This window comes from Microbacterium xylanilyticum, from assembly GCF_054654695.1.
Genome location: NZ_BAAIEN010000002.1, coordinates 2345962 through 2364413, shown reverse-complemented (window position 1 = coordinate 2364413; position 18452 = coordinate 2345962). Strand labels below are relative to the sequence as shown.

Here is an 18452-nt window from a genome sequence, read left to right as displayed (position 1 = left end):
CGGTGAACCACGTCGTGATCGCACGCTCTGCGGCGACCGCAGACCCCGTCTCGAAGGAGGACGCACATGGCACGCATCGGTGAGAGCGCCGACCTGTTCAAGTGCTCGTTCTGCGGCAAGAGCCAGAAGCAGGTGCAGCAGCTCATCGCCGGGCCGGGCGTCTACATCTGCGATGAGTGCGTCGAACTCTGCAACGAGATCATCGAAGAGCGCATGGCGGAGTCGGCGAACGGCGAGGTTGCCGAGTTCGACCTCCCCAAGCCCCGTGAGATCTTCTCCTTCCTCGAGGAGTACGTGGTCGGGCAGGATCAGGCCAAGCGCGCGCTCTCGGTCGCGGTCTACAACCACTACAAGCGCGTGCGTGCGCGCGGAACGCTGCAGCCGGCCGAGCAGAAGGCCGACGAGATCGAGATCGCCAAGAGCAACATCCTGATGATCGGTCCGACGGGCTGCGGCAAGACCTATCTCGCGCAGACGCTGGCCAAGCGCCTCAACGTGCCGTTCGCGGTCGCCGACGCGACGGCGCTCACCGAGGCGGGCTACGTCGGCGAGGACGTGGAGAACATCCTCCTCAAGCTGATCCAGGCGGCGGACTACGACGTCAAGCGCGCGGAGACGGGCATCATCTACATCGACGAGGTCGACAAGATCGCCCGCAAGGCCGAGAACCCCTCGATCACCCGCGACGTCTCGGGAGAGGGCGTGCAGCAGGCGCTGCTGAAGATCCTCGAGGGCACCGTCGCCTCGGTCCCGCCGCAGGGCGGGCGCAAGCATCCGCACCAGGAGTTCCTGCAGATCGACACGACGAACGTGCTCTTCATCGTGGCGGGCGCGTTCGCGGGACTCGAGGACATCATCTCCTCGCGCGTCGGCAAGCACGGCGTCGGCTTCGGCGCCCCGCTGCACGACAAGGGCAAGGATCTGGATCTGTTCAGCGAGGTGCTGCCGGAGGACCTGCACAAGTTCGGCCTGATCCCGGAGTTCATCGGTCGTCTTCCCGTCGTCGCCTCGGTCACCCCGCTCGACCAGGCCGCCCTCATCGACATCCTCACCGGCCCGCGCAACGCCCTGGTCAAGCAGTACCAGCGCATGTTCCAGCTCGACGGCGTGGAGCTGGAGTTCGAGGACGACGCCCTGCAGTCGATCGCCGACCTGGCCGTCGAGCGCAAGACGGGTGCCCGTGGTCTCCGCGCGATCCTGGAGGACGTGCTCGGACCGATCATGTTCGAGATCCCCTCGACGGAGGACGTGCAGAAGGTCGTCGTGACCCGCGCGGCCGTCGACGAGGGCGCTCCGCCCACGCTGGTCCTGGCCCGCAAGCGCAAGAGCGCCTGAGCAGCTCGGCCTCGTCGGGGGCGGCGCACCTGGCCGTCCGCCCCCGACGTCTCAGCCGTCCAGTCCGCGCCGCTTCAGCAGCGGGCCGATCTCGGCGTCGCGACCGCGGAAGTCGCGGTAGGCCTCGAGCGGATCCCGGGAACCCCCGACCGCCAGCAGACGGCGCCGGAACCGCTCGCCGTTCGCCCGCGTGAGCCCGCCGTTCTCACGGAACCACTCGACCGTGTCGGCGTCGAGCACCTCGCTCCAGATGTAGGAGTAGTACCCCGCGCTGTAGCCGCCGGCGAAGATGTGCGCGAAGTACGCGGACGAGTACCGCGGGGGCACCGCCGGCTCGGCGAGCCCGATGTCGGCGAGCGCCGCCGCCTCGAAGGCGGCGACGTCGTCGACCGCGGCGCCTGCGCGCAGGGCGTGCAGTGCCTGATCGAGCCATGCGGCGGCGAGGTACTCGCTCGTCGCGAATCCCTGGTTGAACGTCTCCGTGGCCTGCAGGCGTGCGATCACGTCGTCGCTGAGAGGCTCGCCCGTCTCGTGGTGGCGGGCGTAGGCGCTCACGATCTCGGGCCAGAGCATCCACATCTCGTTGACCTGGCTCGGGAACTCGACGAAGTCGCGGAACACCTCGGTGCCCGAGAAGTGCGGATACGTCACGTCCGAGAAGAGGCCGTGCAGGGCGTGCCCGAACTCGTGGAACAGCGTGTTGACCTCGTCGAGGGTGAGCAGCGTGGGCTCCCCGTCGGCCGGACGCGCGATGTTCAGGTTGTTCGCGACGACCGGCAGCGTGCTGCGCAGGGCGGACTGGCTCACGATCTCGTTCATCCAGGCTCCGCCGCGCTTGCTGTCGCGCGTGTAGAGGTCGAGGACGTAGAGGCCGAGCGGCGTGCCGTCTTCCTGGAACACCTCGAACGTCCGGGCTCCCGGGTGGTACACGGGAAGATCGGCCCGTTCCGTGAACGAGAGGCCGTACAGTCGGCCGGCTGCGGCGAACACGCCGTCCTGCAGGACCCGCTCCGCCTCGAACCAGGCTCGCAGGGCCGCGGTGTCGATGTCGTACCGCGCCGCGCGCAGCTTCTCCGTGTAATAGGCCCAGTCATGCGCCTCGAGCGGGAACGGCTCGTCCTCCGTCTCGTCGATGAGCTGTTGCAGCGCCGTGCGCTCCGCCTCGGCGTTGCGCGCCGCGGGCACCGCGAGGTCGCGCAGCATGCGCTCCACGGCCGCGGGGGTGCCGGCCGTCTCGTCCGCCGTCACGGCCGCGGCGTGCGTCGGATAGCCCAGCAGTGCGGCGCGCTCGGCGCGGAGCGCGACGATCTCGCTCAGGACGCCGCGATTGTCATGCTCCCCTCCGCGCGACCCGCGCGACCGCGACGCCTCCATGATCCGGCGCCGGCTCTCCCGGTTCGTCAGCACGGACAGGGCCGGGTGCCCGGTGAACAGCGGCAGCGCGATCAGATAGCCGCGCTCCAGACTCCGCTCCTCGGCGGCGCGCGCCGCGGCGGAGAGCTCGCCGGCGCTGAGGCCGTCCAGCTCCTCTGGCGCGTCGAACACGACCGCGAGCTCGTTCGTGTCGGCGAGGAGGTTCTTCTCGAACGTCGCGCTGAGCGAGGACAGGCGCTGATTCAGATCGGTGAGCCGGACCTTGGCCTCATCGTCGAGGGCAGCGCCGGCGAGGGTCATCTCCCGGTGCCAGCGCTCGACGAGCCGGCGCTGCTCGGGCTCCAGCGGCAGATCCTCGAGCTGCGCCTGCAGTTGCGAGACCCGCCAGTACAGCGCCGCGTTCAGCAGGATCGCGTCGTGGTGCGCGGCCATCAGCGGCGCGAGCTCCTCGTCGATGGTCTGGATCTCGGCCGTCGCATCCGCGGAACTCACGGTGTAGAACGCGTGCGCCACGCGGTCGAGCAGTTCGCCGCTGCGCTCGAGCGCCTCCATCGTGTTCTCGAACGTCGGCATCGAGCGCGCCATGGTGATCCGTCGGATCTCCGCCAGCTGCTCCTCGACGCCCTGCCGAAAGGCGGGCCGGTAGTGCTCCGCGCGGATGCGCCCGTAGTCGGGCACGGCATAGGGCAGCGCGGAGGGCGTGAGCAGCGGATTCGTCTCGACCGTCATTCTCCGAGCCTAGGAGACGGCCCCGGTGGAGTGCTCGCCCGCTTCAGCGGGCGAGCCGCGCCATCACCCGGCCGAGCGCGTCAGCGGCGAGCCGCACCGAACGGCGCCGCAGATTCTCCGGGCGGGCGAGGAGGTCGATCATCCGATTGGTGCTGACGTACTGCAGTGGACGCCGCACCACCGCGTCGGTGCCCGGCGACGTGTAGCGGGGGAGCACGCCGATCACGTCGCCGGTCGCGATCACCGAGGCGGCGACGCCGTAGTCGTTGATGCGGTGCACGATCTCCGCCGGCCGGTTCGTGATCGCGGAGATCGTGCGCAGTACGTCGTCAGGGGAGTAGCCGGCACGGCTGGTCACCCAGCGCTCTCCCGCGACGTCCGCGGGGCGCAGCGACGCGCGCTGCGCGAGCGGGTGCTCGGGGGAGAGGGCGACGTCCAGGGGCTCGGCGGCGAGGGTGAGCACGCGGATCCCGGTCTTCGGCCACGGCGGACTGTGCTCCATGCGGTGCGCCAGGACGAGGTCGTAGCGCGCCGTGAGCGCGGGGAAGTCGCTCTGCGCCACGTCCTCGTCGGTGAAGCGGATCGCAGGGACGTCGGGACCGGATCCGAGCTCGCGCAGGAGCGGCCCGAACAGGGCCTGGGCGGCGCTCAGGAACCCGCTGATCGTGACGACGCCGCCCTCGGCCGCCTCGAACTCGTCGACAGCGGACCGGGCCGCCGCCATGGCGTCGAGCGCGGCAGCGCCCGCCTCCGCGAGCGCCTCGCCCGCGGGGGTCAGCACGAGCGTGCGGCCCTGCTTCCTCGTCAGCGGCGCGCGGACGCCGCGTTGCAGGGCGGCGAGCTGCTGCGACACCGCCGACGGCGTCACGCGCAGGGCGTCGGCGACGGCGGTCACGCTGCCGAGAGCGCCCAGCTCGCGCAGGATCTGGAGCTGCTGCAACTGCATATGACCATTCAAGCATGTAGCGATGCTTAATGATCTCTCCAGGTACTGGGCATTGATCTACAGGGTCGTTCGCGGTGGGATCGAAGCATGAAGGCTCTCTACAAGGACGGCCCGCACGCGGGCCTCGAGCTCGTCGACCGGCCGGACCCCGTGGCCGGACCCGACGAGGTGGTCATCCGCGTGCTGCGCACCGGCATCTGCGGCACCGACCTGCACATCCAGCGCTGGGACGACTGGGCGGCGTCCGCGGTGAAGGCCCCGCTGATCCCCGGTCACGAGTTCTACGGCGAGGTGGTCGAGGTCGGACCTCTCGTGCACGACGTCGCGGTCGGGGACCGGGTCTCGGGCGAGGGGCACATCGTGTGCGGCATGTGCCGCAACTGCCGTGCCGGCCGTCGCCAGATGTGCATCCGCACGATCGGCCTCGGCGTGCAGCGCGACGGCGCATACGCCGAGTACCTCACGCTGCCCGCGACGAACGTGTGGGTGCATCACGCCGACGTGACGCCCGAGCTGGGGGCGATCTTCGATCCGCTCGGCAACGCCGTCCACACCGCGCTGGCCTTCCCGCTCGTCGGCGAGGACGTGCTGGTCACGGGCTGCGGCCCGATCGGGCTCATGGCGATCGCGATCGCCCGGCACGTGGGCGCACGCTTCATCGCCGCGACCGATGTGAGCGCGCCTCGCCTCGATCTGGCCCGTCAGATGGGCGCCGACGCGGTCGTCGACGTCTCGCGGGAGGACATCCGAGACGCGCAGCGTGCCCTCGGCATGCGCGAGGGCTTCGACATCGGCTTCGAGATGAGCGGGGCGCCGAGCGCGCTGCCCGCGATGATCGACAACATGAACCACGGTGGGCGGATCGCGATGCTCGGACTGCCGACCGGCCCGTTCAGCGTCGACTGGGGCAAGATCGTAACCCATATGCTCACGGTCAAGGGCATCTACGGCCGCGAGATGTTCGAGACCTGGAACGCGATGGGCGCGATGCTACAGACGAGCCCGGTGCTGCGCGACGCGATCACCCGCATCATCGCGGAGGTGCTGCCCGCCCGCGACTGGGAGAAGGGCTTCGCCGCCGCGGCCGCGGCGGGCACGGGCAAGATCATCCTCGACTGGACCGAACTGTAGGAGACACGATGTACGGAGCATTCCAGCAGCACCTGGCGGCGGAGCTCGCCGGGATCGACGAGGCGGGCCTCACCAAGCACGAGCGGGGGATCCGCGGGCCGCAGCGGGCGGAGATCATCGCCGACGGCGCCGAGGTGCTCAACTTCTGCGCGAACAACTACCTCGGCCTCGCCGATGACGAGCGCCTCGTCGCCGCGGCGAAGGGGGCGCTCGACGACTGGGGCTACGGCCTCGCGAGCGTGCGCTTCATCTGCGGCACGCAGGAGCAGCACCTCGAGCTGGAGCGGCGCCTGGCGGGCTTCCTCGGCACCGACGACGCGATCCTGTTCTCGTCGTGCTTCGACGCGAACGGCGGGGTCTTCGAGACCCTGTTCACCGCCGAGGACGCGATCATCTCGGACGAGCTCAACCACGCGTCGATCATCGACGGTATCCGCCTCTCGAAGGCGCGCCGCCTGCGCTACCGCAACCGTGACATGGCGGACCTGGAGGAGCAGCTCGCGGCCGCCGCCGACGCGCGGTTCCGGGTGATCGTCACCGATGGCGTGTTCTCGATGGACGGGTACATCGCGCCGCTCGCCGACATCTGCGATCTCGCCGAGCGCTATGACGCGCTCGTGTTCGTGGACGACTCGCACGCGGTCGGCTTCATCGGCGAGCACGGTCGCGGCACGCCCGAGCTGTGCGGCGTCGAGGGGCGCGTCGACATCTACACCGGGACGTTCGGCAAGGCGCTGGGCGGCGCGAGCGGCGGCTACGTCGCGGGGCACCGCGACATCGTCGCCCTGCTGCGCCAGCGCGCCCGCCCGTACCTCTTCTCGAACACGCTCGCCCCGTCGATCGTGGCGGGCACGCTGCAGGCGCTGGATCTCGTCGAGGGATCCGGATCCCTCCGCGCTCAGCTGCAGTCCAACGCCGCCCTGTTCCGCCGCCGGATGACGGAGGAGGGGTTCGAGCTGCTCCCCGGCGAGCACCCGATCGTGCCCGTGATGTTCGGCGACGCGGCGCTGACGGCGCGCATCGCCGCGGAGATGCAGAAGCAGGGCGTCTACGTGACGGCGTTCAGCTTCCCCGTGGTCCCGCGCGGTCTGGCGCGCATCCGCGTGCAGCTGTCGGCCGCGCACACCTCCGAGCAGGTGGAGCGGTGCGTCGTGGCGTTCGTGGCGGCGCGCTCGGCTGCCGCCTGATCGTCGACGTACGGCGCCCCTCCGATCCCGCCTCGCGGCGCCGCGATCGGAGGGGCTTCGGCATGCGGGTACGGGTCTGGTGACCACCGTGCAAAGAAACTCTTGCAAAGAGATTCTTGCAAAGGTATCTTTGCATCATGACCGAGAACGAGACCACCGCCGAGGGTGCGCCGACGGATGAGACGCGCACGCTCGACGCGAGCGCGCTGAAGGCGCTCGCGCATCCGCTGCGCGTGCGGATCCTGGATCTGCTCGCCGAGCGCGGACCCCAGACGGCGAGCTCTCTCGCCGCACTGATCGGGGAGAGCTCGGGCGCGACCAGTTACCACCTGCGCGCCCTCGCGGCCCGCGATCTGATCCGCGAGGTCGAAGGGCGGGGCACGGCGCGCGAGCGCTGGTGGGAGCGTCCCCGCGGGCGGATGTCGTTCTCCGGGCCCAGCGACGAGATGACGCCCTCCGGCCGGGCGGCCGCGCAGATCGTCGAGGACGAGTTCTTCCGCAACCGGCACCAGCGCCTCATGGACCACCTGCACCGCCCGCAGTCGGAGGTGCCGCAGGAGTGGCGCGACGCGGCGCATCACGTGACGACGATGCTCGACATGACCGCCGACCAGCTGCAGGAGCTCGCACGGCAGATCGACGCCGTGGTCGAGTCAGCCGTGCAGCGCTACCGCGGCCAGTCCGGCCCCGGAGTGCGGCGCGTCACCGTCCGTGCCGACCTGTTCGATCTTCCCGACGGCCGCCCCGGGGGCGCCGCGACCCGTCTCACCACCGAGACCGAGGAGCTGTCATGACCGCCGCAACCCTGCACGTCGCCGCGCCCACGTTCATCGAGCGCACCGGTCTCCGCATCGCGGACGCGATCACCGCCCGCGTCCGCGAGCGCATCGAGCGCCGCGCCGAGCGCCGGGTGCTCGCGCTCGATCTGCTGCGGGAGCAGCAGTCGCGCAAGGCCGACCCGTTCCTGCTCGAGCACGCCCTGCAGATGATCGGCTCGCGCTCGCGCTGACGGCGCGTCCGGAGCGGTCGTCCGGCGATCAGTCCTCGAACGGGCGGACGACCACCTCGCCGGACGCGGTGCGCAGCACCTCCCAGCCGGTGTCGAGCTCGGCGATGGGCCGGCCCTCCAGCCAGGTGAGCGTCCAGGTGCCGCGGAGCAGGTTCAGCGCCCCGGTCTGCAGGCTCAGCGTGCCGCCGGCCACGCTGAGCGCCTCCGCCTCGGCGATCGCCGGGCGCAACGCCGCCGGGACCGAGGCGGGCGGCTCGGAGCCCGCGGCCCACCGCGTCCCGAGCTGCATCACGCCCCCTCGATCGGAGCCAGCTCGATCGCCGTGACGGCGAGGTCGTCCGCCTCGACGAACGCGAGCTCGGCGATGCGGCCCACCGCGCGCAGGTCGTCGGCCGCGGCCTGGAGGGCGGCGATGTCGGCGACGGGCGCGGCGATCGTGGCCGAGGACACCGGAGTCTTCTGCGACGCCTTGGCCTCGGTCTTCGCGCGGCGGATGCCGATCAGCGCCTTGCTCGCGGTCGCCAGGATCGCGGGGTCGCCGGCCTCTGTCGAGCCCGGCTGCGGCCCGAGCGGCTCGGGCCAGGCCGCGGTGTGCACCGAGCCCTCCTCGAACCAGCTCCACGCCTCCTCGGTCGCGAACGACACGATCGGGGCGAGGAGGCGCAGCAGCGCGGAGAGGGCGAGGCGCAGGGCGAGCGCGGCGGACGCCTGGCCCACGTTCGTCCGGTCGTAGGCGCGCTCCTTGACGAGCTCGAGGTAGTCGTCGCAGAACGTCCAGAAGAACGCCTCGGTGATCTCGAGCGCCCGGGCCTGGTCGTAGTTCTCGAACGCCGCGGTCGCGTCGCGGATCACCTGGTCGAGCGTCGCGAGCATCGACGCGTCCAGGGCGTGGGTGATCTCGGCGCCCTCGGGCACCGGGAACGACAGCACGAACTTGGCCGCGTTGAGGATCTTGATCGCGAGGCGCCGCCCGATCTTCACCTGCGTGGGGTTCTGCGGGTCGAAGGCCGCGTCGGCGCCGAGACGGCTGGACGCGGACCAGTACCGCACGGCGTCGGATCCGTGCGCGTCGAGGATGTCGGCGGGGGTGACCACGTTGCCCTTCGACTTCGACATCTTCTTGCGGTCGGGGTCGACGATGAAACCGCTGATGGCGGCGTTGCGCCACGGGGTGCGCCCGTCCTCGAGGGTCGAGCGCAGCATGGTGGAGAACAGCCAGGTGCGGATGATGTCCTGACCCTGCGGGCGCAGATCCATCGGCGAGACCAGGTCCCAGAGCTCCTGATCGCGCTCCCAGCCGCCGGCGAGCTGCGGGGTGAGCGAGGAGGTCGCCCAGGTGTCCAGGATGTCGGCCTCGGCGTCGAAGCCCCCAGGCACGCCGCGCTGCTCGGCGGTGTAGCCGGGCGGCACATCGGTGGTCGGATCGATCGGCAGGCTCGCGAGGTCGGGGATGAGCACGCGGTCGTAGTCGCGCTCGCCGTTCTCGTCGAGGGCGTACCAGAGCGGGATCGGCACGCCGAAGAAGCGCTGCCGCGAGACCAGCCAGTCGCCGGTGAGGCCGCCGACCCAGTTCTCGTAGCGGACGCGCATGAACTCGGGATGCCAGTTCAGCTCCGCGCCGTTCGCGAGCAGCTGGTCGCGCAGCGCGGTGTCGCGGGCGCCGTTGCGGATGTACCACTGGCGGGTGGACACGATCTCGAGCGGGCGGTCGCCCTTCTCGAAGAACTTCACAGCGTGGTTGAACGGCTTGCCGACGGCGGTCATCGCCCCGGTCTCCTGCAGCTTCTCCACCAGTGCCTTGCGGGCGGAGAAGACCGTCTTGCCCGCCATGTTCTCCACGTACCAGGCGGCGGCATCCGCATGCGCCACGGAGGCCGGAGCGTCCGGCAGGAAGCGGCCGTCGAGGCCGATCGTGGTCATGTTCGGCAGGTCGCGGCCGTCGGTCGTGCGCAGCTCGCGCCACCAGACGATGTCGGTCACGTCGCCGAAGGTGCAGACCATCGCGGCGCCGGTGCCCTTGTCGGGCTGCGCGAGGTGGTGTCCGTGGATCTCGATGTCGGCGCCGAAGAACGGCGTGCGCACCTTCGTGCCGATGAGGTGCTTGTGCGGGCCTTCGGGGTGGGTGACGATCGCCACGCACGCGGGCAGCAGCTCGGGCCGCGTGGTCTCGATGGTGATGTGACCGGATCCGTCCGCGAACGGGAAGTCGATGGTGTGGTACGAGGCCTGCTGGTCGCGGTCCTCGAGCTCGGCCTGGGCGATCGCGGAGCGGAAGTCCACGTCCCACAGCGTCGGCGCGAGCGACTGGTAGGCCTCGCCGCGCTCGAGGTTGCGCAGGAACGCCAGCTGGCTCTGCCGGATCGAGTCGTCGGAGATGGTGCGGTAGGTCTGGGTCCAGTCGACGCTCAGCCCGAGCTGGCGGAACAGCGCTTCGAACTGCTTCTCGTCCTCCACGGTGAGCTTCTCGCAGAGCTCGATGAAGTTGCGGCGGCTGATCGGCTGCTGGTCGGCGGCCCGGGACGACTTGTTGTCGCCGCCCTCGAACGGCGGCGTGAAATCGGGGTCGTAGGGGAGCGACGGATCGCAGCGCACACCGTAGTAGTTCTGCACCCGGCGCTCCGTGGGAAGGCCGTTGTCGTCCCATCCCATCGGGTAGAACACGTTCTTGCCGCGCATCCGCTCGAACCGCGCCTTGATATCGGTGTGGGTGTAGCTGAACACGTGGCCGATGTGCAGGCTGCCGCTCGCCGTGGGAGGCGGGGTGTCGATCGAGTAGACGCCGTCCCGACCCGTCTGCGCCGCGCGGATCCGGTCGAACAGGAAGGTGCCGTCGGCGGACCAGCGCTCACCCCACTTCGCTTCGAGGCCTTCCAGTGCGGGCTTGTCGGGAATGGCGTTCAACGACGACATGGATCTCCTCGTGCGATGTGTGCGGCACCGTGTGAGCGTGCCTGAGTGTGGGTCGTGGTCCGAGTCTACCCGCGCGGCGCGGCGTGGCCCGCGCGGAGGAAGTGCCGGTGCCGCTGCCGTCGGACACGGAAAGGGGCCGGAGATCGGTCTCCGGCCCCTTCGACTCCTCGGAGCCCCGCTGACGCTCGTCAGAGGATGGCGAGCAGCTCGGGGGACGCGGCCGCGCGGACCGCGTCGCGGGCCTGGACCGCCGTGGCCGCCTCTCGTGCGGCGGCGGCGAGCCGCTGGCAGTCGAGCTGGGTGTGCGCGGCGAGCGCCACCCGGACGGCGGGCACCTTGCCGGGCGCCATCGACAGACTCGTGACGCCGAGCCCCACGAGCACGAGCGCCAGGAGCGGGTCGCCCGCGGATTCGCCGCAGACGCCGATCGGCTTGCCTGCGGCGCGGGCTCCGTCGGCCGCTGCGGCGATCACGTCGAGCACGGCCGGCTGCCAGGGGTCGAGGAGATCCGCGAGCTCGCCCTGCATCCGGTCCGCCGCCATCGTGTACTGGGCGAGGTCGTTGGTGCCGAGGCTGCCGAAGTCGACGGCGCCGAGCACGTGCGCCGCGCGCAGGGCGGCCGCCGGGATCTCGATCATCACGCCGGCCTTGGGCAGGCCGTTCTCGTACACGCGCCGCGCGAACCACGCGGCCTCCTCGACGGTCGCCACCATGGGCGCCATCACGCGGACGTCGGCGCCGGTCTGCTTCGCGGCGGCCGCGAGCGCCTCCAGCTGGGCGTCGAGCAGCTCCGGCCGCTCGGCCGACAGGCGCAGACCACGCCGACCCAGCGCGGGGTTCTCCTCAGGGCCGAGGTCGGCGAACTTCAGCGGCTTGTCCGCCCCGGCGTCGAGCGTGCGCACGACCACGCGGCGCCCGCCGAACGGCTCGAACACGCGCCGGTAGATCTCGGTCTGCTCCGCCACAGTGGGCGCGGTCTCGGAGGAGAGGAAGACGAACTCGGTGCGGAACAGGCCCACGCCCTCGAGGTCCTGCGCGCCCGCGAGCACGGCGTCCTCGACGCCGCCGATATTGGCGAGCAGAGCGATCGCGAGGCCGTCCTTGGTGCGCCCCGGACCGGACGACTCCGCCAGGGCTGCCGCCCGCCGCTCTCGGCGGACGCGCTGCTCGGCGACGAGAGCCGGATCCGGCGCGACGACGACCTCGCCGGTGTCGCCGTCGACCGCGATGAACGTGCCGGGCGCGATCTCGGTGGCGCCGGCGAGCTGCACCACGGCGGGGATCCCCATCTGCGCGGCGAGGATCGCGGTGTGGCTCGTGCGCCCGCCCGCCCTGGTGACGATGCCGGCGACGAGCGCGCGGTCCAGCGTGGCGGTCTCGGCGGGCGCCAGGTCCTCGGCCACGACGATGCTGGGCTCGGTGAAGTCGGGGACGCCGGGCGCCGGCACGCCGAGCACGGCGGCGACGGCGCGGGAGCCGACGTCGCGGAGGTCGGCGACCCGCTCGGCGAAGTAGCCGCCGAGCGCTTCGAACTGCACGACGAACTGCTCGACCGCCGCGGCGATCGCGGTCGCGGGCCCGACACCGGAGCGCACGCCGGCCTGGGCCGCCTTGAGCAGGGACTTGTCGCGCGCCATCATCGCGGTCGCCTTGAGGATCGCCTGCGCGGTGTCCACGACGTGCTCCGCCTTGGCGTCGAGGGCCGCCGCGACATCGGCGAACGCCTGCGCGACGTCCGCCGCGGCCTGCTCGGCGTCGGCGGCAGCCGGCTCGTTCTGCGGCGGGCGGACCGGCGGTGCCACCTGCACCACCGGCCCGTACGCCGTTCCCGGGCTGACGCCGATCCCCTGTCGGACCTCGCCGGGTGCTGCGGTCGTCATCTCACTGCGCGTCCAGGTCGGTGGACAGCAGCGTCACGAGCCGGTCGAGCACGGCATCCGCGTCGGGGCCGTCGGCGGTCAGGACGACCTCCTCGCCGTGCTTCGCTCCCAGGGCGATGACACCGAGGATGCTGGTCGCGTCGACGGCGTCCTCACCGGGGCGGCCGATCTCCACATCGAGCCCGGAGTCCGCGGCCGCCTCGACGAACAGCGAGGCGGGACGGGCGTGCAGGCCGACGGACGAGGCGATGGTGACGGTGCGAGTGGCCATGATGTTCTCCTTCGAATGGATGGTGGTTCAGACAGCGACGGACTCGGCGGCCGACGCCTCGATCTGCTCGACGCGCTTGTTCTGCGACACAGTCTTCAGCACGGTGATGATGAGCGCCATCACCACGACGCCGGCGATCAGCGCCAGCAGGAACAGCAGGGGAGCGCCGATCAGCGGGAGCACCCAGATGCCGCCGTGCGGCGCGCGCAGGGTGACGCCGAACACCATGGACAGGCCGCCGGTCACGGCGGATCCGATGACGGACGACGCGATCACCCGGATCGGGTCGGCGGCGGCGAACGGGATCGCGCCCTCCGAGATGAAGGACAGCCCGAGCAGCCACGCCGCTTTGCCGTTCTCCCGCTCCGGCTCGGTGAAGAGCTTGGGCCGCACGGCGGTGGAGAGCGCCATCGCGAGCGGGGCGACCATGCCGGCGGCCATGACCGCGGCCATGATCTTGAGCTGCGGGGCGTCGGTCGCGGCGCCGGCGGCGGCCAGGCCGGTCGTGGCGAACGCGTACGCCGTCTTGTTGACGGGACCGCCGAGGTCGAAGCCCATCATCGCGCCGAGGACGATGCCGAGCACGAGCGCGCCCGCGCCGGTCATCCCGTTCAGCCAGCCGTTGAGCTGCGTCATGAGCCAGACGATCGGCCGGCCGAGGATCGTGATGAACAGGCCCGCCGTGATCAGTGTCGACAGCAGGGGGATCACGACGACCGGCATCACTCCGCGGACGCCCTTGTGCACCCGCCAGCGCGAGATCCAGCGGGCGACGAAGCCGGCGAGGAAGCCGGTGACGAGTCCCCCGAGGAAGCCCGCGTTCATGGTGGCGGCGATCGCCCCGGCGACGATTCCCGGGACGAGTCCGGGGCGGTCCGCGATGGCGAAGGCGATGAAGCCGGAGAGGATCGGGACGAGGAATCCGAACGAGGCGGCGCCCATCACGAACAGCAGGCCGCCCCACGACATCAGGCTCAGCGGATCGAAGTGCTGGGCGATGTTGGTGGCGTCCGGGGCGGTGAGGTTGTACTTCACGACCTTGAGCGCGCCGGACTCGCCGACCGCGATCTGCGCGACCATGAACGACAGTGCGATCAGGATTCCGCCCGCGGCGACGAACGGGATCATGTACGACACGCCCGTCATCAGCCACTGGCGGATCTTCGTGCCGACCTTGGCGTCGGCTTCCACCTTCGTGGTGAGGCCTCCCGCAGGGCCGGCCGCGGCTGCGGCGGCGGCCTTGCTCGGGTCGGCCGCCCATTCGGCGGCCAGAGCCTCGGCGCGTTCGATGAGCTCCGGGCTGTCGGAGATCGCCTTCTTCACCGGCACGTCGACGGTGGGCTTGCCGGCGAAGCGGCCGACGTCCTTCACCGCCAGGTCGTGCGCGAACACGACCGCGTCGGCCTCCGCGATCTCGGCCGGGGTGAGCGGGGTGGATCCGGCTGAGCCCTGGGTCTCCACCTTGATGGAGTGGCCGGCCGCCTTCGCTGCCCGCTCCAGCGCTTCGGCGGCCATGTAGGTGTGCGCGATGCCGGTGGGGCAGGAGGTGACGCCGACGAGCTTGAGCGGGCGCGCGGCCGCGGCTGCCGATTCGGCGGTGCCGGACGGCGTGGCCGCGGCCGACGCGTCGGACGGGGCATCCGCCTCGGCGGAAGCGGTGGCGGAAGCGGCGGCGGAGGGGGCCGCCTCGTCGAGCTGCACGTGCTCGCCGACGATGGCGACCACCTCGGCCTCGGTCGTCGCGGCGAGCAGCGCGTCTCGGAACTCCGAGCGCATCAGCGCGCGGGCCAGCTTCGGCAGCATCTGCATGTGGGCCTCCCCGCCGGCCTCCGGCGCGGCGATGAGGAAGACCAGCCGGGCCGGGCCGTCCTTGGCGCCCCAGTCGATCCCGTCGCGCGTGCGGCCGAAGACCAGGGACGGCTCCGTGATGGCGGCGCTGCGGGCGTGCGGGATGCCGATGCCGCCGGGAAGTCCGGTCGCCATCTTGGATTCGCGCTCGCGGACGTCGGCCAGGAATCGGTCGAGGTCGGTGCAGCGGCCGCTGGCGACGAGCCGCGCGGCGAGGGTAGCGGTCGCCTCGTGCCGGTCGCTGCCGGTGAGGTCGAGCACGACCTGTTCTTCGTTGATCAGTGCCATGAGGAATTCCTTTCCGGGGGGAGGGTCAGTCCGCGAGGGCGAGTTCGCGGTCGGGGGCGGATGCGACCGCCACGTGGATGTCTCGAAGGTCGGCCGGCGCGGGCACCTGGCTGCCGGGCAGGGCGACGGCGGCGGTTCCCCAGCGCACGCCCTCGGCGAGCGCCTCCGCGGCGGGGCGGTCCGCGCTGAGCGCGGACAGGAACCCGGCGAGCATGCAGTCGCCCGCGGCGACGGTGGATACGACCTCGGAGGCGACGGCGTTCGCGTGCCAGGCCCCCTCGGCGGTGACGAGCACCGCGCCGTCGCGACCGAGGCTCACCGCGACCATGCCGACGCCGCCGCGCTGGAGAGCCTGAGCCGCGTCGAGCACGGCCCCCATGGTGGGCAGGTCGCGGCCGACCAGTTCACCGAGCTCTTCGCGGTTCGGCTTGATGAGCGCCGGCTTCGCGTCGACGGCAGGGGCGAGGGGAGCGCCGGACGTGTCGACGGCGACCCGGACTCCGCGCTCTCGGGCCCCGCGCACGAGCCGGCCGTAGAAGTCCGTCGGCGCTCCGAGGGGAAGACTGCCGCCACCGGAGAGCCAGGCGCCGGCCGGCACGTTCGCCAGCGCCTGCTCGATGAGCGCGTCGACTTCGGCGGCGTCGAGCAGGGGTCCTGGCTCGTTGATCTTCGTCGTGGTGCCGTCGGGTTCGAGCACGCTGATGTTCATGCGCACGCTGCCCCGGATCGGCACGACGACCACGGGCACGGCGGCTGCGCGGCAGAGGGCCTCGAGCATCCCGCCTTCGAGCCCGCCCGAGGGCAGCACCGCCAGGGTGTCCCCGCCCATCGCGGCGATCGCGCGGGAGACGTTGAGCCCCTTCCCGCCCGGATCCACGCGACTGGAGGTGGCACGCTGCACCGCGCCGCGGGAGAGCGCATCGATCGTGACGGCGCGGTCGATGCTCGGGTTGGGGGTGAGCGTGACGATCATGCGATCACGACCTTCGGTCCTGCGGCGCGCAGCGCCTCCACGGCGTCGGGGTCCGCCGCGGCGTCCGTGATGATGGTGTGCACGTCGTCGGCGCGGGCGAAGCGCTGAAGGTGCACCGCGCCGAGCTTGCTGGAATCGGCGACGAGGATCCGGGTCCGCGCCGCGTCGAGCATCGCGCGCTTCACGGCGGCCTCGTCCTGATCGGGGGTCGACAGGCCGTGGTCGGCGTCGAAGCCGTTCGTGCCGAGGAACGCGACGTCGACGGCGAGCTCGGAGAGGGCGCCGATGGCCCACGGCCCGACTGCGGCACCGGTGACGGTCCGCACGCGCCCGCCGATCAGCAGCAGCGTGATGTTGCCCTGCCCGGCGAGGGCTCCGGCGATGATCGCGTTGTTCGTCACCACGGTGAGCTGCGCGTCGGCGGGGATGAGCTCGGCGATCGCGAGGGTGGTGGATCCGGAGTCGAGGAGGATCGTGCCGCCGTCGGGCAGCTCCTGCAGGGCGCGGGTCGCGATCTGCAGCTTCGCGTCCGCGTACTGGCCGATGCGGGCGGTGAGGGTGAGCTCCGGCACGGACCGCTCGGCGGGCAGTGCGCCGCCGTGCACGCGGCGGACGAGTCCCTGCTGCTCCAGGACCGCGAGGTCGCGGCGGACCGTCTCGGTGGTCACGTCCAGGAGTTCTGCGAGGCCCGCCACATCGACGCGCCCGTCCCGCTGCGCGCGTTCGTGGATGCGCTGCTGCCGCTCCGCTGCGTACATCGGGCTCCCTTGCCGTTCTCGGTTCGCCCGCTTCGGGCGTTGAGCTACTTTCCCACACAATCCAACAAGAAACAACATAAAACCAGAAACTGCCCACGGGGGATGACCCCATGCCGCCCTGAGGGGTGAAAGATCCACCGCGTCCACAAACCGATAGCCTGGATTGTCCTGCACACAGCACTCCCGAGGAACCCCCATGCCTGCTCCGCTCCGGCGCCGAATCCTTCCCCTCGCCGCGCTCGCCGCGGCCGCCGCGCTCGCGCTCACGGCCTGCTCGGGCTCGTCCGGTTCCGGTGACGCGAGCGGCGAGCTCGTCTGGGGCGTCGACGGCAGCCTCCTGTCGGCGGGGAAGATGGACCCGCAGACCAGCCAGCTCGACATCACCGCGATGGTGCAGCGCGCCGTGCTCGACTCGCTCGTCTTCCAGAAGCCCGACGGATCCTTCGTGCCGTGGCTCGCGAAGAAGTGGGAGGTCTCCGAGGACGGGACCGCGTACACGTTCCACCTGCGCGACGACGTCACCTTCACCGACGGCGAGAAGTTCGACGCCGCGGCGGTCAAGGCGAACTTCGACCGCATCGCCGATCCCGCGACCAAGTCCGCGCAGGCGGCGAGCATGCTCGGCGGCGAGCTGTACAAGGGCACCGAGGTCGTCGATCCGACGACCGTGAAGGTCACGTTCGCGCAGCCGTACGCGCCGTTCCTGCAGGCCGCGAGCACCGCCCAGCTCGGCTTCTACGCGCCCAAGGTGCTCAAGGAGCACGCGGCGGATCTTGCCGCCGGCGGCAAGGGCGTCACGGTGGGTACGGGGCCGTTCGAGATCTCGTCCTACACGCCGGATCAGGAGATCGTCTACACGCGCAACACGAAGTACGCCTGGGCGCCGGAGGGAATGAAGGCGCCGGCGTTCAAGACGCTCCGCGTGCAGATCCTGCCCGAGGCGTCGGTGCGGAGCGGATCCGTGGCGTCGGGGGAGATCGATCTCGCCTCCCAGCTCCCCCCGAACCTGGTGGCGGGGCTCAAGGGCAAGGCGACCGTGAAGTCGGCCGAGGTGCCCGGCCTGCCGTACTCGCTCTTCCTGAACGAGCGCAACGGAGTGTTCGCCGACCGGAAGGTGCGCGAGGCGTTCACCCGCGCGATCGACGTCGATGCAGCCGTGGACAAGATCTTCTTCGGCCAGTTCCCGCGCGCGTGGAGCATCCTCGGCCCCACCACGCCCGGCTACGACAAGAGCCTGGAGAAGCGCTGGCCCTTCGACAAGGACCTCGCGAACAAGCTGCTCGACGAGGCCGGCTGGACGCAGCGCGGCGCCGACGGCATCCGCACCAAGGACGGCAAGCGCCTCACCGCGAACTGGATCGCGTGGACGCCGGTCTCCGACGACCACGCCGCGCTGGCGAACGCCGTCCAGTCCGACCTCAAGGCCGTCGGGTTCGAGATCACGCGCGAGACGCTCGAGCCGGGCGCCTACAACGAGAAGTACGGCCCGAAGAAGTTCGACATCACCGACTGGGACTTCTCGGGGGTGGATCCGGACCTGCTGCGCAGCCACCTCGCCACGGACGGCTTCCAGAACGCCTCGTCGGTCAGCGATCCGAAGCTCGACCAGCTCCTCAAGGACGGCATCGCGACCACCGATGCCGCGGCACGGGCGAAGGTCTACGCGCAGATCCAGGAATGGAACGCCGAGCAGGACGTGATCGTGCCGCTCTACGTCACCTCGGCGATCACCGCGGTGGGGGACAAGGTGGCCGAGCTGAGCTTCGACATCTACGGCCGTCCGCTGTTCTTCGGCACCGGCGTCAAGTAGTCC

At 71.1% G+C, this 18452-nt stretch carries 15 protein-coding genes; 6 read left to right on the top strand and 9 right to left on the bottom strand.

What is annotated here, in order from left to right; translation table 11 throughout:
- Window positions 1–66 precede the first annotated feature (66 nt).
- A complete protein-coding gene (gene clpX, locus ACYQ1L_RS11940; RefSeq protein WP_460004337.1) occupies window positions 67–1335 on the top strand; it encodes an ATP-dependent Clp protease ATP-binding subunit ClpX in 1269 nt (422 codons plus the stop codon).
- 51 nt (window positions 1336–1386) lie between these two features.
- Here the strand turns inward: clpX and ACYQ1L_RS11935 are convergent, their stop codons facing one another.
- Window positions 1387–3438 (bottom strand): M3 family metallopeptidase, encoded by a 2052-nt coding sequence (locus tag ACYQ1L_RS11935; RefSeq protein WP_460004336.1) that lies wholly within the window; start codon window positions 3436–3438, stop codon window positions 1387–1389.
- A 43-nt stretch (window positions 3439–3481) separates the two neighbouring features.
- Complete coding sequence (locus tag ACYQ1L_RS11930) at window positions 3482–4384, bottom strand: LysR family transcriptional regulator (protein WP_460004335.1); 903 nt, start codon at window positions 4382–4384, stop codon at window positions 3482–3484.
- An 87-nt stretch (window positions 4385–4471) separates the two neighbouring features.
- Between ACYQ1L_RS11930 and tdh the strand changes: the two genes are divergently transcribed.
- From tdh to ACYQ1L_RS11910, 4 genes are all read left to right on the top strand, one after another.
- Window positions 4472–5515 carry an L-threonine 3-dehydrogenase gene (gene tdh, locus ACYQ1L_RS11925; RefSeq protein ID WP_460004334.1) on the top strand — a complete coding sequence of 348 codons (1044 nt, stop codon included), beginning with the start codon at window positions 4472–4474 and terminating at the stop codon, window positions 5513–5515.
- A gap of 8 nt (window positions 5516–5523) precedes the next feature.
- On the top strand, window positions 5524–6702 hold the full coding sequence (locus ACYQ1L_RS11920) for a glycine C-acetyltransferase (RefSeq protein WP_460004333.1): 1179 nt from the start codon (window positions 5524–5526) through the stop codon (window positions 6700–6702).
- Between the two features lie 137 nt (window positions 6703–6839).
- Complete coding sequence (locus tag ACYQ1L_RS11915; protein WP_460004332.1) at window positions 6840–7496, top strand: ArsR/SmtB family transcription factor; 657 nt, start codon at window positions 6840–6842, stop codon at window positions 7494–7496.
- Window positions 7493–7711, top strand: a complete 219-nt coding sequence (locus ACYQ1L_RS11910) for a hypothetical protein (RefSeq protein WP_460004331.1) — start codon at window positions 7493–7495, stop codon at window positions 7709–7711. Before ACYQ1L_RS11915 ends, ACYQ1L_RS11910 begins: the two co-directional genes overlap by 4 nt.
- A 28-nt stretch (window positions 7712–7739) precedes the next feature.
- Here the strand turns inward: ACYQ1L_RS11910 and ACYQ1L_RS11905 are convergent, their stop codons facing one another.
- The 7 genes from ACYQ1L_RS11905 to ACYQ1L_RS11875 form a co-directional block, all read right to left on the bottom strand.
- Entirely contained in the window at window positions 7740–8000 is a 261-nt protein-coding gene (locus tag ACYQ1L_RS11905) for a hypothetical protein (protein ID WP_460004330.1), read from the bottom strand.
- Complete coding sequence (gene valS, locus ACYQ1L_RS11900) at window positions 8000–10621, bottom strand: valine--tRNA ligase (protein WP_460004329.1); 2622 nt, start codon at window positions 10619–10621, stop codon at window positions 8000–8002. The genes ACYQ1L_RS11905 and valS overlap by 1 nt, the downstream gene beginning before the upstream one ends.
- A gap of 188 nt (window positions 10622–10809) precedes the next feature.
- Window positions 10810–12501, bottom strand: a complete 1692-nt coding sequence (gene ptsP, locus ACYQ1L_RS11895) for a phosphoenolpyruvate--protein phosphotransferase (protein ID WP_460004328.1) — start codon at window positions 12499–12501, stop codon at window positions 10810–10812.
- 1 nt (window position 12502) lies between these two features.
- The gene (locus tag ACYQ1L_RS11890) at window positions 12503–12772 is read right to left on the bottom strand and encodes an HPr family phosphocarrier protein (RefSeq protein ID WP_159575736.1); all 270 of its coding nucleotides are present in this window, start codon (window positions 12770–12772) and stop codon (window positions 12503–12505) included.
- 27 nt (window positions 12773–12799) lie between these two features.
- Window positions 12800–14908 carry a PTS fructose transporter subunit IIABC gene (locus tag ACYQ1L_RS11885; protein ID WP_460004327.1) on the bottom strand — a complete coding sequence of 703 codons (2109 nt, stop codon included), beginning with the start codon at window positions 14906–14908 and terminating at the stop codon, window positions 12800–12802.
- A 25-nt stretch (window positions 14909–14933) separates the two neighbouring features.
- The gene (gene pfkB, locus ACYQ1L_RS11880) at window positions 14934–15881 is read right to left on the bottom strand and encodes a 1-phosphofructokinase (protein WP_460004326.1); all 948 of its coding nucleotides are present in this window, start codon (window positions 15879–15881) and stop codon (window positions 14934–14936) included.
- Complete coding sequence (locus ACYQ1L_RS11875) at window positions 15878–16639, bottom strand: DeoR/GlpR family DNA-binding transcription regulator (protein ID WP_460004325.1); 762 nt, start codon at window positions 16637–16639, stop codon at window positions 15878–15880. Before ACYQ1L_RS11875 ends, pfkB begins: the two co-directional genes overlap by 4 nt.
- A gap of 196 nt (window positions 16640–16835) precedes the next feature.
- Between ACYQ1L_RS11875 and ACYQ1L_RS11870 the strand changes: the two genes are divergently transcribed.
- The gene (locus tag ACYQ1L_RS11870) at window positions 16836–18449 is read left to right on the top strand and encodes an ABC transporter substrate-binding protein (RefSeq protein WP_460004324.1); all 1614 of its coding nucleotides are present in this window, start codon (window positions 16836–16838) and stop codon (window positions 18447–18449) included.
- Window positions 18450–18452: the final 3 nt, after the last annotated feature.

Excerpts from the sequence above, each read along its gene's own strand:
- ptsP (WP_460004328.1), bottom strand. The coding sequence starts at position 12,501 with ATGACGACCGCAGCACCCGGCGAGGTCCGACAGGGGATCGGCGTCAGC.
- tdh (WP_460004334.1), top strand. The coding sequence starts at position 4,472 with ATGAAGGCTCTCTACAAGGACGGCCCGCACGCGGGCCTCGAGCTCGTC.
- ACYQ1L_RS11870 (WP_460004324.1), top strand. The coding sequence starts at position 16,836 with ATGCCTGCTCCGCTCCGGCGCCGAATCCTTCCCCTCGCCGCGCTCGCC.
- pfkB (WP_460004326.1), bottom strand. The coding sequence starts at position 15,881 with ATGATCGTCACGCTCACCCCCAACCCGAGCATCGACCGCGCCGTCACG.
- ACYQ1L_RS11885 (WP_460004327.1), bottom strand. The coding sequence starts at position 14,908 with ATGGCACTGATCAACGAAGAACAGGTCGTGCTCGACCTCACCGGCAGC.
- ACYQ1L_RS11915 (WP_460004332.1), top strand. The coding sequence starts at position 6,840 with ATGACCGAGAACGAGACCACCGCCGAGGGTGCGCCGACGGATGAGACG.
- ACYQ1L_RS11930 (WP_460004335.1), bottom strand. The coding sequence starts at position 4,384 with ATGCAGTTGCAGCAGCTCCAGATCCTGCGCGAGCTGGGCGCTCTCGGC.
- ACYQ1L_RS11935 (WP_460004336.1), bottom strand. The coding sequence starts at position 3,438 with ATGACGGTCGAGACGAATCCGCTGCTCACGCCCTCCGCGCTGCCCTAT.
- ACYQ1L_RS11875 (WP_460004325.1), bottom strand. The coding sequence starts at position 16,639 with ATGTACGCAGCGGAGCGGCAGCAGCGCATCCACGAACGCGCGCAGCGG.
- ACYQ1L_RS11910 (WP_460004331.1), top strand. The coding sequence starts at position 7,493 with ATGACCGCCGCAACCCTGCACGTCGCCGCGCCCACGTTCATCGAGCGC.
- valS (WP_460004329.1), bottom strand. The coding sequence starts at position 10,621 with ATGTCGTCGTTGAACGCCATTCCCGACAAGCCCGCACTGGAAGGCCTC.
- ACYQ1L_RS11890 (WP_159575736.1), bottom strand. The coding sequence starts at position 12,772 with ATGGCCACTCGCACCGTCACCATCGCCTCGTCCGTCGGCCTGCACGCC.
- ACYQ1L_RS11920 (WP_460004333.1), top strand. The coding sequence starts at position 5,524 with ATGTACGGAGCATTCCAGCAGCACCTGGCGGCGGAGCTCGCCGGGATC.
- ACYQ1L_RS11905 (WP_460004330.1), bottom strand. The coding sequence starts at position 8,000 with ATGCAGCTCGGGACGCGGTGGGCCGCGGGCTCCGAGCCGCCCGCCTCG.
- clpX (WP_460004337.1), top strand. The coding sequence starts at position 67 with ATGGCACGCATCGGTGAGAGCGCCGACCTGTTCAAGTGCTCGTTCTGC.